The organism is Burkholderia sp. RF7-non_BP4, from assembly GCF_001521935.1.
Lineage (GTDB): Bacteria > Pseudomonadota > Gammaproteobacteria > Burkholderiales > Burkholderiaceae > Burkholderia > Burkholderia diffusa.
This window is the reverse complement of record NZ_LOTA01000094.1, coordinates 40251-53351: the sequence shown is the minus strand read 5'-3', so window position 1 is coordinate 53351 and position 13101 is coordinate 40251. Positions and strand designations below refer to the sequence as shown.

Sequence of the window (13101 nt, the reverse complement as noted above, 5' to 3'; positions counted from 1 at the left end):
TCGACGCGATCACGCATCACCACCACCAGCCCGGGTAACCGTAGCCATAACCGATGCCGGTGCCCCACCGGTTTCCCCAACCGCCGCCGTAATAGCCGCCGTAGACGGTCACGGGGGGCGGCGAGTAATACGCCCAGGCGCGCGCGGCGGCCTCGGCCGCCATCGCGTCGTTCTGCTCGCGCAGCACCTGCCGGTCGATTTCGTCGTAGCGTTTGCGCTCCGCGCTCGACAGCGCGGGCGGCTGGCCGCCCGATGCGCCCGGTTCGGGCAGCCGGCTCAGGATCGTCGACGAAGGCGGCTGCACCGCGCAGCCGGCGAGGGCCAGTGTGCTGGCGGCGACACTGGTCAGGACGAGGGTGCGGAATGGGCGATTCATGTATTTCTCCAGCAGCGCGCCGACAGCGGAAAGCGGTTTGCGCCAAAGGCGGGACCTCCGGCGCCTGAGCCGTGCGTGCGACGCTCGTGCGTCATTATGCGCCCGCGCGCGCATGGCTCGCACGGGCGCGCCGCTCACTCAGTGACGCTGATCGGTCGCGGGCGTGATGCCGGTCGCGAGTTCCGGCGCGGCGAACAGCTGCGCGACGTCGACGGGATCAAACTCGTAGCGCTGGTTGCAGAACTCGCAGTGGATCTCGACGTGACCGCGCTCGACGATCACGCTGTCGACTTCGTCGCGGCCGAGCATGCGCAGCATCGCGCCGACCTTCTCGCGCGAGCATGAGCACTGGAAGCGCGTACCGGCCGGGTCGAAGTGCTGCACGTTTTCCTGCCAGAAGAGCCGGCGGAACACGACTTCCGGTTCGACCTCGAGCAGTTCCTTCGCGGACAGCGTGCCGCCGAGCGTGCAGACGCGCTCCCACGTGTCGGCGTCGGTCTCGGCGTTGCGCGGCACGATGCCGCCGTCGCCCGGCAGCTTCTGCAGCAGCATGCCGACCGCGCGGTCGCGATCGGCCGCGAGCCACAGCCGCGTGTCGAGCTGCTCCGAGTGATGCATGTAATGCTCGAGCACTTGCGACACCGATTCGAGCGGACCGTCGACGCCGTTCAGCGGCACGATGCCCTGATACGGCTGCTGGCCCGGCAGCTTCTCGGCCGGATCGAGCGTGATCACGCAACGGCCGTGGCCGCTCGCGTTGACGAGCGACGCGAAGTGCGTGTCGTCGCCGATCGTCTGCGCAACGTCGCCGGCGAACTTGGCCGTGGCGCGCATCGACAGGTCCGAGCCGCACTGGACGACCAGCATCTGGACCGGCCCGTCGCCGAAGATCTGCATGATCAGGGTGCCGTGAAATTTCAGGTTCGCGGACAGCAGCGCACACGCGGCCATCATCTCGCCGAGCACCGTGCGCACCGGGGCAGGGTAGTCACGGCGGGAAAGCACCTCTTGCCACGTGTTGCGCAGCGACACGATCTCGCCGCGCACGGGTGCCGAATTGAACATGAATTTCTGTAACTGGTCGCTCACTCTTCTTCCTTGAAATCCGCGCGAATCAGCCGATTCGCACGAGTTGCTCCTTGAAATGCGCGCGTCGTTCGACGTACGTCTTCGCATTTGCGCGCAGCCGCGCGACGTCGTCCGCCGACAGCTCGCGCACGACCTTCGCCGGGGCGCCGAGAATCAGCGAATTGTCCGGGAACGTCTTGCCTTCCGTCACCACCGCGCCGGCACCAACCAGACAATTGCGGCCGATGACCGCACCATTCAAGACCACCGCCTGAATCCCGATCAGCGAACCTTCGCCGATCGTGCATCCGTGCAGCATCGCCTGGTGCCCGATCGTCACGTTCTCGGCAATCGTCAGAGGAAAGCCGGGGTCCGTATGCAGGACCGCGCCTTCCTGGACGTTGCTGCCGGCACCGACCGTGATCGTCTCGTTGTCGCCGCGAATCGTCGCGCCAAACCATACGCTCGCGTTTTCCTCGAGCACGACCTTGCCGATGATGGCCGCCGTATCGGCGACGAATACGCTTTCGTGGATCGTCGGGGCCGTCTCGCCCAGTTTGTAGATCGTCACGGAGTCTCCTGGTCTCTTCGGTGATGGGCGCCGGTAGAATGGCGCGTCTGGCGTGCCGGGCGCATTGCGTGACGGCACAAACGCATATTGTAAACCGTCACGTGCATGCGCTCCCGCGATGCGCACGGGCGGTGCCCCCGCTTGATGAACATGGAGCCTTCTACTTTCATGGCTGCGCCGCACTGCGTGCGACGCACCGCGCTCGACGCGCTGCGGATGTCCGAGCCGGCCGCGAAGGCCGCTCGGGTCCGCGCGCTGCACGACGCGCTGCTGGCCGGGCAGGCCGCGATCGCACCGGTGCTCGATCTGGACGAACCGACTGACCTGCCCGGCCGTCCGGCGCGCCCGCCGCTCGTCGAGCCGCGCCAGCTCGAGCGCCGCAGCATGCGCTCGCCCGCGGGGCGCGCGGTGCTGCTGCACGCCCTCGCGCATATCGAATTCAACGCGATCAACCTCGCGCTCGATGCTGTGTGGCGCTTCGCCGGGATGCCCGACGCATTCTATGCGGACTGGCTGCAGGTCGCGGCCGAGGAGGCCCATCACTTCACGCTGCTGTCCGAGCGGCTTGCCGAATTCGGGCATGCATACGGTGATTTTCCCGCGCACAACGGGCTGTGGGAGATGTGCGAGCGGACCAAGGCCGATGTGCTCGCGCGGATGGCGCTCGTGCCGCGCACGCTCGAGGCGCGCGGGCTCGACGCGTCGCCGCCGATCCGTGCGCGGCTCGTGCAGGCGGGCGACGACGCGTCCGCGGCGATCCTCGACGTGATCCTGCGCGACGAGATCGGCCATGTCGCGATCGGGAATCGCTGGTTCCGGTACTTGTGCGACGAGGCAGGCCGTGATCCGGTGTCGGCCTACCGCGAGCTCGCCGAGCAGTACCATGCGCCGCGACTGCGCGGCCCGTTCAATTTCGACGCGCGTCGCATCGCGGGGTTCGAGCAGGCGGAGCTGGACGAACTCGCCGCGCAGGACGCGGCGGACGGCAAGGCGGCCGGTTAGCGCGGCCGGCCGCCGCGGGCTCCCGACGGGCGGGCGAAGGCTGTCGCGCGCCGGCCTCGCGGATCGTTCGGCGGCATGTCCGCGGTGTCCGACATGCCGATTCCAGACGCCGGCGCTAGAGAGCTGCCTCGACTGCCAGGCGCCGGAACGGAAGCGCCATCGCTATAATCGAACGATCATTCTTTTTTTGGCGGCTGCAATGAGTGCCTCGAGTTCTGTTTCCGATTTCGTCACGGTGCGCGGCGTCAAGCTGCATGTGCGGCGCTGGGGCCGGCCCGATGCGCCGACGCTGTTCATGCTGCACGGCTGGATGGACGTCGCGGCATCGTTCCAGTTCGTCGTCGACGCACTCGCGGGCGACTGGCAGGTGATCGCGCCGGATGCGCGCGGCTTCGGCCTGTCCGACTGGCCGGTCGCGAGGCAGGGCGGCGGTCATTACTGGTTCCACGAGTACCTGGGCGACCTCGATGCGCTCGTCGATCACTATGCGCCCACCGGCGAAGTCAATCTGATCGGGCACAGCATGGGGGCGAACGTCGTGTGCCTGTATGCGGGCGCGCGCCCGGAGCGCGTGCGGCGCGTGGTCGACCTCGAAGGGTTCGGGCTCGCCCCCGCGCGGGCCGAACAGGCGCCGCGCCGGCTGCGTGGCTGGCTCGACGAGCTGCGCGAGCCGCCGGTGTTGCGCCCGTACGCGTCGCTCGACGACGTGGCGGCCCGGCTGATCAAGACCAATCCGCGGCTCGAACCGCGCAGGGCCGCATTCCTTGCCGCGCACTGGTCGAAGCGTGGCGACGACGGCCTCTACCACCTGCTGGCGGATCCCGCGCACAAGATGGCGGGCCCGCAGCTGTACCGGCTCGACGAGGTGATGGCCGTCTGGAAGCAGGTGCGTGCGAAGGTGCTGCACGTCGAGGCCGTCAATTCGCCGACGCTCGCGTATCTCGCCGGCGACATCCCGCTGCCGGAGTTCAAGGCGCGCTTCGACGCGTTCCCCGACTGGCGCGAAAAGCTCGTCGAGGATGCCGGCCACATGGTTCATCATGACCAGCCGGAGCAGATCGCGGCGCTGATCGAGGCGTTTTGCGCGTAGGCCGGCGGCGGCGGCGGCGGGGCAGGCGGGCGGCGCAATTGCCGCATTGCAGTAGAATGAAGCTTCACCTGCCATACCGACAATGAACGCTGATCTCCACTGCCATTCGAATGTTTCCGACGGGTTGCTGTCGCCTGCCGACGTCGCGCGCCGCGCCCATGCCGGCGGCGTGACCCTGTGGGCGCTGACCGATCACGACGAAATCGGCGGCCAGGCGGCGGCGCGCAGCGAGGCGGAGGCGCTGGGGATGCGCTACCTGAGCGGCGTCGAGATTTCGGTTACGTGGGCGTCGCGCACCGTGCATATCGTCGGGCTGCACATCGATCCGTCGAACCCGACGCTCGTGGACGGCCTCTACCGCACGCGCCACGGCCGCGCCGCCCGTGCGCGGGCGATCGCCGCGCAACTCGAGACGCTCGGCATTCCCGGCGCGTACGAAGGCGCACTCAAGTACGTATCGAATCCCGACCTGATCTCGCGCACCCACTTCGCGCGCTTCCTGGTTGAGAACGGTCATGCCGAATCGACCTCCGATGTGTTCGACCGCCTGCTCGGCGACGGCAAGCCCGGGTTCGTCCCGCACCGCTGGGCGACGCTGTCCGACGCCGTTGCATGGATTCGCGCGGCGGGCGGCGAGGCCGTGGTCGCGCACCCGGGCCGCTATCGCTACACGCCGGTCGAATTCGATGCGTTTTTCGGCGAATTCATCGATCTGGGCGGCCGCGCGATCGAGGTCATTACGGGCAGTCACACGCCCGACCAGTACCGCGAATACGCGGACGTCGCGCGCCGCTTCGGCTTCGAGGTGTCGCGCGGCTCGGATTTCCATGCGCCGGGCGAGGGCCGCATCGAGCTCGGTAGCCTGCCGCCATTGCCGCCCGACCTGAAACCGCTCTGGGAGCGCTGGCTCTGACGTACCGCGGCCGCTTGCCGCCGGCGCTGCCGCCCAGGCGCGCATCCGACTTCTCCCTCTTTACGTGTCCCCATGTCCCAGTTCTTCAGGATTCATCCGGATAATCCGCAGCCGCGCCTGATCAAGCAGGCCGCGGACATCGTCAGCAAGGGCGGCGTGATCGCGATGCCGACCGATTCGAGCTACGCGCTCGCGTGCCACCTCGACGACAAGGACGCGGTCGAGCGCGTGCGTCGCATCCGTGGCCTCGACGAGAAGCAGCATCTTTCGCTGCTCGTGCGCGACCTGTCGGAACTGGCGAACTTCGCGATGGTGGACAACCGTCAGTACCGGCAGATCAAGTCGGTGACGCCGGGCCCGTACGTGTTCATCCTGCAGGCGACGAAGGAAGTGCCGCGCCGGCTGTCGCACCCGTCGCGCAAGACGATCGGGCTGCGCGTGCCCGACCACGCGATCACGCTCGCGCTGCTCGAGTCGCTCGGCCAGCCGCTGCTCGGCACGACGCTGATCCTGCCGCCGGACGACGAGCCGCTCAACGATCCCGACGACATCCGCGCGCGGCTCGAGAAGCAGGTCGATCTCGTGATCGACGGCGGCGCGTGTCCGCGCGAGCCGTCGACGGTGATCGACCTGACGGGCGACGAGCCGCAACTCGTGCGCGCGGGGCGCGGCGCGCTCGAACCGTTCGGGCTTTCGGCCGCGTAAGCGCCTTTCATTTTTGCGCGAGTGCGCTTGTTACAATAACGCGATATGGACGCTTCCCTGATACAGACCATCGCCGTCTACGCGCTGCCCGTGATCTTCGCGATCACGCTGCACGAGGCCGCGCACGGCTATGCCGCACGCCTGCTCGGCGACAACACCGCCTACATGATGGGGCGCGTGTCGTTCAACCCGATGCGCCACATCGATCCGATCGGCACGATCGCGATCCCGCTCGCGATGTATTTCCTGACGGGCGGCGCTTTCCTGTTCGGCTATGCGAAGCCGGTGCCGGTGTCGTTCGGCAACTTGCGCGATCCGCGCTGGGGCAGCCTGTGGGTGTCGCTGGCGGGCCCGGCCTGCAACTTCGTGCAGGCACTGATCTGGGGCGTGCTGACCATCGTGCTGCCCGCTGCCGGCATCGACGAGCCGTTCTTCACGCGGATGGCCTACGCAGGCGTCAGCGCGAACCTGGTGCTCGGCGTGCTGAACCTGTTTCCGCTGCCGCCGCTCGACGGCGGCCGCATCCTGGCGGCGCTGCTGCCGCCGAAGCAATCGATCGCGCTGTCGCGCATCGAGCCGTATGGTTTCCTCATCGTCCTCGTGCTGGTCATGACGGGCGTGCTGACGAACTTCTGGCTGCGTCCGCTCGTGAACGCCGCGGCCGGCGTGCTGAGCGCCATCCTGTCTCCCTTCGCCTCGCTTTTCTAACGACAATCATGTTCCCAGATCGTATTTTCTCCGGCATGCGACCCACCGGGTCGCTGCACCTCGGCCACTACCACGGCGTGCTGAAAAACTGGGTGAAGCTGCAGTCCGAGTACCCGTGCTTCTTCTGCGTGGTCGACTGGCATGCGCTGACGACGCACTACGAAACACCCGAGGTCATCGAGAAGAACGTGTGGGACGTGCTGATCGACTGGCTCGCGTCCGGCATCGATCCGGCGCAGGCGACGCTGTTCATCCAGAGCAAGGTGCCCGAGCATGCGGAGCTCGCGCTGCTGCTCGGCATGAGCACGCCGCTCGGCTGGCTCGAACGCGTGCCGACCTACAAGGAGCAGATGGAGAAGCTGAAGGACAAGGACCTGTCGACCTACGGCTTCCTCGGCTACCCGGTGCTGATGGCGGCCGACATCCTGCTGTATCGCGGCTCGCTCGTGCCGGTCGGCGAGGACCAGGTGCCGCACGTCGAGATGACGCGCGAGATCGCGCGCCGCTTCAACTACCTGTACGGCCGCGAGCCGGGCTTCGAGGAGAAGGCGCTCGAAGCCGCGAAGAAGCTCGGCGGCAAGCGCGCGAAGCTTTATCACGAGCTGCGCAACGCGTATCAGCAGGAAGGTGACGACGAGGCGCTCGAACAGGCGCGCGCGATGCTGCAGGAATCGCAGAGCCTGTCGATGAGCGACCGCGAGCGCCTGTTCGGCTATCTCGAAGGCGCGCGCAAGATCATCCTGGTCGAGCCGCAGGCGATGTTGACCGAAGCGTCCCGGATGCCGGGCCTCGACGGCCAGAAGATGTCGAAGTCGTACGGCAATACGATCGGCCTGCGCGAGGATGCGGAGACGATCACGAAGAAGGTGCGCACGATGCCGACCGATCCGGCGCGCGTGCGCCGCACCGATCCGGGCGATCCGGACAAGTGCCCGGTGTGGCAGCTGCATCAGGTCTATACGGACGAAACGACGCACCAGTGGGTGCAGAGCGGCTGCCGCTCGGCGGGCATCGGCTGCCTCGACTGCAAGCAGCCGGTCGTCGAAGGGATCCTGAGCGAACAGCAGCCGATGCTCGAGCGCGCACAGAAGTACATGGACGATCCGTCGCTGCTGCGTGCGATCGTCGCGGACGGCTGCGACAAGGCGCGCAAGCACGCGGTCGAGACGATGCGCGACGTGCGCGAGGCGATGGGCCTGTCGTACACCTGACCTGACGGCATGCGCGAACCTGTCATTGCCGCCGCGGGCGGCCACGTCGCCCAGACCGAACCGTCGCGCTGGGTCGCCCGCTGGTCGCGGCTCGTCCCGGCGGGCGGCGCGGTGCTCGACGTCGCCGCGGGCGGCGGCCGCCATGCACGCTGGTTTGCGTCGCAAGGGCATCCGGTCGTCGCGCTCGACCGCGATCCGGCCGCGCTGGCCGCATTGCGCGCGATTGCCGGCGTCGATGTGCGCGACGCCGATCTCGAAGGCGCGCCCTGGCCGCTGCCGGCCGGCGCGTCGTTCGCGGCAGTGATCGTCACCCATTATCTGCATCGCCCGCTCTGGCCCCAACTGCTCGATGCGGTGGCGCCGGGTGGCGTGCTGATCTACGAAACCTTCGCGCAAGGAAACGAAACGGTCGGCAAGCCGTCCAATCCCGCGTTCCTGCTCGCCCCGGGCGAGCTGCTGGACGCGGTGCGCGGCCGCCTGCGGGTGGTCGCGTACGAGGACGGATTCGTCGCCGCGCCGCGCGAGGCGTTCGTGCAGCGCGTCTGCGCGGTACGCGAGGGCGCGACCCCGACGGCGGGGGCGGGAATTCCACGTTACGAACTGCCCGGCTAATCCGCTACAATCTCAACGTTTACCGGTACATCAATCAATCGCGTTTCATGGCTAACGGCACCCAAGACGGCATTCAAATCCGCGGCAGCATCCCCGCGATCGTCACCCCGATGCTCGAAGACGGCAGTCTCGACCTGCCGGCGTTTCGCAAACTGATCGACTGGCACATCGCGGAAGGCACCGACGCACTCGTCGTGGTCGGCACAAGCGGCGAGTCGGCAACGCTCAACGTCGAAGAGCACATCCTGATGATCCGCACGGCGGTCGAGCATGCGGCGAAGCGCATCCCGATCATCGCGGGCGCGGGCGGCAATTCGACCGCCGAGGCGATCGAACTGACGAAGCATGCGAAGGCCGTCGGCGCCGACGCGACGCTGCAGGTCGTGCCGTACTACAACAAGCCCACGCAGGAAGGGATGTACCGGCACTTCAAGACGATCGCCGAAGCGGTCGACCTGCCGGTGATCCTCTACAACGTGCCCGGCCGGACGGTCGCGGACATGGCGCACGAGACGACGCTGCGCCTCGCGCAGGTGCCGGGCATCATCGGCGTGAAGGACGCGACCGGCAACATCGATCGCGCCGCGCACCTGATCAAGGCCGCTCCGAAGCATTTCGCGATCTACAGCGGCGACGATCCGACCGCGATCGCGTTGATGCTGCTCGGCGGCCACGGCAACATTTCGGTGACGGCGAACGTCGCGCCGCGCGCGATGAGCGACCTGTGCCGCGCGGCGCTGGCCGGCGACGTCGCAACGGCGCGCGAGCTGCACATGAAGCTCCTGTCGCTGCACAAGAATCTGTTCGTCGAGGCGAACCCGATTCCGGTGAAGTGGGCGCTGCAGGCAATGGGCAAGATGCAGGGCGGCATCCGCCTGCCGCTCACGCCGCTCGACGAGCGCTGTCACGATGTCGTGCGTTCGGCCCTCGTCGAGGCCGGCGTCCTCTGATGCTCAGGCGGCCGTGTCCTGCGGCCGCCGGCTCGACCCCTCATCAACCCGCACCGGCCGGCTCCGTCCGGCGCCGCTCCTGACGAGCGTTCTAGCAAGACGAAGGATTTCATGAAACGTTTCGCCTTTTCCTCTCGCGCCATCCAGGTTTCGGTGGTGGCGCTGGCGCTGGGCGCGCTCGCCGGCTGCGATACGCTGAACGATTATCTGGCTCCTGACCGGGTCAACTACAAGAACACGGGTTCGGCGCCGCCGCTCGCGGTGCCGAGCGACCTGAAGCCGGTGCCGACGACCCAGCAGTTCGTCGCGCCGCCGAGCAACGCCGGTCTCGGCACGCTGCCGCCGCGGGCGACGACCGCCGCCGGCAACGCGACCGACGGTGTCCCGAGCGCGCAGGATCCGCTCGGCATGCATATCGAGCGCGACGGCGACCGCCGCTGGCTCGTCGTGGACGGGCGCACGCCCGAGCAGCTGTGGCCGATCCTGAAGGAATTCTGGCAGGAGAACGGCTTCTCGCTGAAGACCGACGCACCGTCGACCGGCATCATGGCCACCGACTGGGCCGAGAACCGCGCGAACATTCCCGACGACTGGTTCCGTCGCACGATCGGCAAGGTCATCGACTTCGCTTACTCGTCGGGCACGCGCGACCGTTTCCGCACGCTCGTGAACCGCACGCCGGACGGCAACACCGACATCTCGATCACGCACAGCGCGATGGAGGAAATGATGGTCGGCCCGCAGGGCGGCACGTCGTCGCGCTGGGAAGAGCGTCCGCGCAATCCGGTGCTCGAGGCCGTGTTCCTGTCGAAGCTCATGCAGAAGTTCGGCCTGAGCGACGCGCAGGCGAAGCAACTGCTGACCGATGCGCGTCCCGCGACGGCGCCGGCGCAGGTCAGCGATACGAGCAGCGGTGCCGCGACGCTGCAGCTGGCGGAATCGTTCGACCGTGCATGGCTGCGCGTCGGTCTCGCGCTCGACCGTACCAACTTCGCGGTCGACAATCGCGACCGCGAGAAGGGCGTGTACACGGTCCGTTATGCGAATACGATGGAAGAGCTCAAGCGCGACGGGCTGTTCGGCAAGCTGTTCTACGGCGGCCCGTCGGCGGCCAAGCCGGGCAAGGAATACCTGGTCAACGTGCGCGCGCAGGGCAGTGGCGGCACGCAGGTCGCGGTGGTCGACGCGAACGGCAAGGTCGACAACTCGTCGGACGCGCAGCGGATCATTTCGCTGCTGCACGCCCAGTTGAACTGATCGCGTGCGCTTCGCCAGCCTCGGTAGCGGCAGCGAAGGCAACGCGCTGGTCGTCGAGGTCTCGAGCGGCACGACGACCACCCGCGTGCTGCTCGACTGCGGTTTTTCAGCGAAGGAGGTCGAGCGCCGCCTCGGCCGCCTGAATCTCGCCATCGACGATCTCGATGCGATCCTCATCACCCACGAACACAGCGACCACGTTGGCAGCGCGCTGACGCTCGCGCGGCGCGGGTCGCTGCCGCTCTACATGAGCTGGGGCACGGCACGCGCGGTGGGCGCGGACGAAGCCGATGTCGATCTCCACGTATTGTGGGGTGACGAGACGGCCGCGATTCGCGATCTGGCCGTGATGCCCTATACGGTGCCCCATGACGCGCGGGAACCGCTCCAGTTCGTCTTCATGGACGGTTGCAGCCGACTCGGCGTGCTGACCGACGTCGGAATGGCCACACCGCATATCACGGCCGTTCTGAGCGGTTGTGACGCGCTGGTGCTCGAATCCAACCACGATACCGAGATGCTCGCCGGGAGCCGCTATCCGCAGTCGCTGAAGGCGCGGATCGGCGGCAATCACGGCCACCTGAGCAACGACGCCGCCGCGGGCATCCTCGCATCGCTCGAACGCAGCCGCCTCCAGCACTTGGTCGCGGCGCACCTGAGCCAGCAGAACAACCGGCCCGAGCTGGCCCGCCAAGCATTGGCCGGCGTGCTGGGAACGGACGGGGAGGAAGTCGTCGTGGCCACGCAGGACGCGGGCTTCGACTGGCTGACGCTCGGCTGAGCGGGTGCAGGTAGGGCGTACAGGACGGCTCCTGGCCGGCCTGGCTGCCGGAAATGATGCGCGTAACCGACAGACGTAAAAAAACCGGCCCGAAGGCCGGTTTTTTTTCAGCTGATGCTGAGGCTTACTGGCTTGCGCCCGAAGCCGGAGCAGCCGTCGCTGCCGAAGCAGCCGACGCCACAGCAGCAGCTGCGTCGCTCGCAGCAGCCGTCGCCGACGAAGCAGCAGCCGAAGCGTCGCTCGCAGCACCAGCAACTGCCGAAGCAGCCGACGAAGCAGCAGCCGATGCGTCGCTAGCAGCCGACGAAGCAGCTTGATCAGCGCTCTTGTTGCAAGCAGCCAGTGCAACAGCAGCCAACAGGGAAGCTACGAGGAGGGATTTCTTCATGATCACGTCCTTTTATGGTTAAAGGTAAGCAACAGCGCGAAACAATACCGGTAATGTGCTCCAACACCGACCTGGGCCGCTGGTGGAGACGCACTTCTAGAGCGTGAATCTTCCCTACGGCTTGGGCGGAAATTATATGCACTTTCCTATCGACCGTCGACAAATGCGGGGTCAATACGTTGTCTTTCCCATACAGAATTTGATCTGCACGGGCATACGGGGAGGCTCACTAAATCCGGTTTCCGACCCGTATCCAGCCCGCACAATACCACTCGTGCAGCAAGGCTGTCATTGAGGGAACCCGGGATAGTGTTACAAACCGTTTCGCCTCCATGTGGCGCAGATTGGCCAGTTCGGGCAGCCATTCGCCGGCCTGCTCGAGCGGTTCTTCCTCGCCATTAATGAAGTACGAGCGCGCGTTATACATCAATGCGGCCCGTCTGTCGAGATACACGCCCCGGCGCGACGCCTGTGCGACGAACGCGGCCTCCGACAGCGGACGCGCCGGCGGCTCGAATACGACGTTTGATTTCGGTTCGCTCAGGTAGCAACCGAGGAATTCGGCGACGTCGCGCTTGCGCCAGCGGATCGCATCGACGATCTCGGCGACGCGATCGACCATCGCCGGCGGCAGTTGCGCAGGGATGTCGACTGCCGGCTGCTTCGGGTCGCGGTAAAGCGCGTCGCCACGCTCGTCCCGCAGGCCGCCGCGTTCCGCGAGGTAGTACAGGAATTGCGCGCCCAGCTCCCCGGCGGACGGCGCCCGAAAGCCGATCGAGCACGTCATGCATTCGCCTTCGGCCACGCCGTCGTGCGCGATGTGCGGCGGCAGGTACAGCATGTCGCCCGGCTCCAGCACCCACTCGTCGCTCGGCTCGAAATGCTCGAGGATCTTCAGCGGGACGTCCGGCTGCAGCGACAGGTCCTTCTGCGCACCGATGCGCCAGCGGCGCCGGCCCTCGACCTGCAGCAGAAATACGTCGTACGAGTCGAAGTGCGGGCCGACGCCGCCGCCGTCGGTCGCGTACGAAATCATCAGGTCGTCGAGGCGCGCGTCCGGGATGAAGCGGAAGCGGTCGAGCAGCGCGCGCGCCGCGTCGACGTGCAGGTCGAGCCCCTGCACGAGCAAGGACCAGGACTTGCGCGAAACGGCAGGCAGCGCGCCCGGCTCGAACGGACCGTGGGCCAGTTGCCACTTGTTACGAAAATGGGTGATCAGTCGCGATTCGGCGTCATAGTCGGCTGCGAGCTCGAACAGGGCGTCGCGCGTGACCGGCGGCTTCACGCCGGGGATCGCCTGACGGATCAGCAGCGGCTTCTTCTGCCAGTAGCGGCGCATGAATTGCGCCGGCGAGAGGCCGCCGAGCAGCGGCGTGGGAAGATCGGAAGGCGGCGCGCCGAGCGGGGCGGCAGCGGTATCCCGCGGTTCGGCTTGAGACCGGTTGCGCATCGTATAATGAGACTTGTAT

16 protein-coding genes are annotated in these 13101 nt (G+C 67.2%); 11 read left to right on the top strand and 5 right to left on the bottom strand.

Annotation, left to right across the window (positions count from 1 at the left end):
• Nucleotides 1-16: 16 nt before the first annotated feature.
• The 3 genes from WS49_RS29650 to WS49_RS29640 form a co-directional block, all read right to left on the bottom strand.
• Nucleotides 17-376, bottom strand: coding sequence for a hypothetical protein (locus WS49_RS29650; RefSeq protein WP_059535824.1), 360 nt, complete (start codon nucleotides 374-376; stop codon nucleotides 17-19).
• A 138-nt stretch (nucleotides 377-514) separates the two neighbouring features.
• Complete coding sequence (hslO, locus tag WS49_RS29645; RefSeq protein WP_059535822.1) at nucleotides 515-1465, bottom strand: Hsp33 family molecular chaperone HslO; 951 nt, start codon at nucleotides 1463-1465, stop codon at nucleotides 515-517.
• Nucleotides 1466-1490: 25 nt separating this feature from the next.
• Nucleotides 1491-2015 (bottom strand): gamma carbonic anhydrase family protein, encoded by a 525-nt coding sequence (locus WS49_RS29640; RefSeq protein ID WP_059535820.1) that lies wholly within the window; start codon nucleotides 2013-2015, stop codon nucleotides 1491-1493.
• A 144-nt stretch (nucleotides 2016-2159) separates the two neighbouring features.
• Between WS49_RS29640 and WS49_RS29635 the strand changes: the two genes are divergently transcribed.
• The 11 genes from WS49_RS29635 (at nucleotide 2160) to WS49_RS35780 (ending at nucleotide 11541) form a co-directional block, all read left to right on the top strand.
• Complete coding sequence (locus tag WS49_RS29635; protein WP_059535818.1) at nucleotides 2160-3017, top strand: ferritin-like domain-containing protein; 858 nt, start codon at nucleotides 2160-2162, stop codon at nucleotides 3015-3017.
• A gap of 199 nt (nucleotides 3018-3216) precedes the next feature.
• Nucleotides 3217-4107 carry an alpha/beta fold hydrolase gene (locus WS49_RS29630; RefSeq protein WP_059535816.1) on the top strand — a complete coding sequence of 297 codons (891 nt, stop codon included), beginning with the start codon at nucleotides 3217-3219 and terminating at the stop codon, nucleotides 4105-4107.
• 82 nt (nucleotides 4108-4189) lie between these two features.
• Entirely contained in the window at nucleotides 4190-5020 is an 831-nt protein-coding gene (locus WS49_RS29625; protein WP_059535814.1) for a 3',5'-nucleoside bisphosphate phosphatase, read from the top strand.
• Nucleotides 5021-5092: 72 nt separating this feature from the next.
• Nucleotides 5093-5725: an L-threonylcarbamoyladenylate synthase gene (locus tag WS49_RS29620; protein WP_059535812.1), complete on the top strand. Its 633-nt coding sequence runs from the start codon at nucleotides 5093-5095 to the stop codon at nucleotides 5723-5725.
• A 45-nt stretch (nucleotides 5726-5770) separates the two neighbouring features.
• Nucleotides 5771-6433: a site-2 protease family protein gene (locus WS49_RS29615; RefSeq protein WP_059535810.1), complete on the top strand. Its 663-nt coding sequence runs from the start codon at nucleotides 5771-5773 to the stop codon at nucleotides 6431-6433.
• An 8-nt stretch (nucleotides 6434-6441) separates the two neighbouring features.
• Complete coding sequence (locus WS49_RS29610; protein ID WP_059535808.1) at nucleotides 6442-7644, top strand: tryptophan--tRNA ligase; 1203 nt, start codon at nucleotides 6442-6444, stop codon at nucleotides 7642-7644.
• A gap of 9 nt (nucleotides 7645-7653) precedes the next feature.
• A complete protein-coding gene (locus WS49_RS29605) occupies nucleotides 7654-8256 on the top strand; it encodes a class I SAM-dependent methyltransferase (RefSeq protein ID WP_059535806.1) in 603 nt (200 codons plus the stop codon).
• A 47-nt stretch (nucleotides 8257-8303) separates the two neighbouring features.
• A complete protein-coding gene (gene dapA / locus WS49_RS29600) occupies nucleotides 8304-9206 on the top strand; it encodes a 4-hydroxy-tetrahydrodipicolinate synthase (protein ID WP_059464169.1) in 903 nt (300 codons plus the stop codon).
• 111 nt (nucleotides 9207-9317) lie between these two features.
• Nucleotides 9318-10463: an outer membrane protein assembly factor BamC gene (bamC, locus tag WS49_RS29595; protein ID WP_059535804.1), complete on the top strand. Its 1146-nt coding sequence runs from the start codon at nucleotides 9318-9320 to the stop codon at nucleotides 10461-10463.
• Nucleotides 10464-10467: 4 nt separating this feature from the next.
• Nucleotides 10468-11244 (top strand): MBL fold metallo-hydrolase, encoded by a 777-nt coding sequence (locus WS49_RS29590; RefSeq protein ID WP_059535802.1) that lies wholly within the window; start codon nucleotides 10468-10470, stop codon nucleotides 11242-11244.
• A gap of 114 nt (nucleotides 11245-11358) precedes the next feature.
• The gene (locus WS49_RS35780) at nucleotides 11359-11541 is read left to right on the top strand and encodes a hypothetical protein (protein ID WP_162499716.1); all 183 of its coding nucleotides are present in this window, start codon (nucleotides 11359-11361) and stop codon (nucleotides 11539-11541) included.
• Between the two features lie 20 nt (nucleotides 11542-11561).
• Here WS49_RS35780 and WS49_RS36595 read toward each other — a convergent pair whose 3' ends face one another.
• Together WS49_RS36595 and WS49_RS29585 are read right to left on the bottom strand one after the other, a co-directional pair.
• Nucleotides 11562-11807 carry a hypothetical protein gene (locus tag WS49_RS36595; protein WP_011657350.1) on the bottom strand — a complete coding sequence of 82 codons (246 nt, stop codon included), beginning with the start codon at nucleotides 11805-11807 and terminating at the stop codon, nucleotides 11562-11564.
• Between the two features lie 54 nt (nucleotides 11808-11861).
• Nucleotides 11862-13082, bottom strand: a complete 1221-nt coding sequence (locus WS49_RS29585; RefSeq protein WP_059535800.1) for a cupin domain-containing protein — start codon at nucleotides 13080-13082, stop codon at nucleotides 11862-11864.
• Nucleotides 13083-13101: the final 19 nt, after the last annotated feature.

Coding starts and splice junctions, on each gene's coding strand:
- WS49_RS35780 (WP_162499716.1), top strand. CDS start 11,359: ATGCTGAGGCTTACTGGCTTGCGCCCGAAGCCGGAGCAGCCGTCGCTG.
- WS49_RS29650 (WP_059535824.1), bottom strand. CDS start 376: ATGAATCGCCCATTCCGCACCCTCGTCCTGACCAGTGTCGCCGCCAGC.
- WS49_RS29635 (WP_059535818.1), top strand. CDS start 2,160: ATGAACATGGAGCCTTCTACTTTCATGGCTGCGCCGCACTGCGTGCGA.
- bamC (WP_059535804.1), top strand. CDS start 9,318: ATGAAACGTTTCGCCTTTTCCTCTCGCGCCATCCAGGTTTCGGTGGTG.
- WS49_RS29605 (WP_059535806.1), top strand. CDS start 7,654: ATGCGCGAACCTGTCATTGCCGCCGCGGGCGGCCACGTCGCCCAGACC.
- WS49_RS29625 (WP_059535814.1), top strand. CDS start 4,190: ATGAACGCTGATCTCCACTGCCATTCGAATGTTTCCGACGGGTTGCTG.
- WS49_RS29585 (WP_059535800.1), bottom strand. CDS start 13,082: ATGCGCAACCGGTCTCAAGCCGAACCGCGGGATACCGCTGCCGCCCCG.
- WS49_RS29610 (WP_059535808.1), top strand. CDS start 6,442: ATGTTCCCAGATCGTATTTTCTCCGGCATGCGACCCACCGGGTCGCTG.
- WS49_RS29620 (WP_059535812.1), top strand. CDS start 5,093: ATGTCCCAGTTCTTCAGGATTCATCCGGATAATCCGCAGCCGCGCCTG.
- dapA (WP_059464169.1), top strand. CDS start 8,304: ATGGCTAACGGCACCCAAGACGGCATTCAAATCCGCGGCAGCATCCCC.
- WS49_RS29615 (WP_059535810.1), top strand. CDS start 5,771: ATGGACGCTTCCCTGATACAGACCATCGCCGTCTACGCGCTGCCCGTG.
- WS49_RS29630 (WP_059535816.1), top strand. CDS start 3,217: ATGAGTGCCTCGAGTTCTGTTTCCGATTTCGTCACGGTGCGCGGCGTC.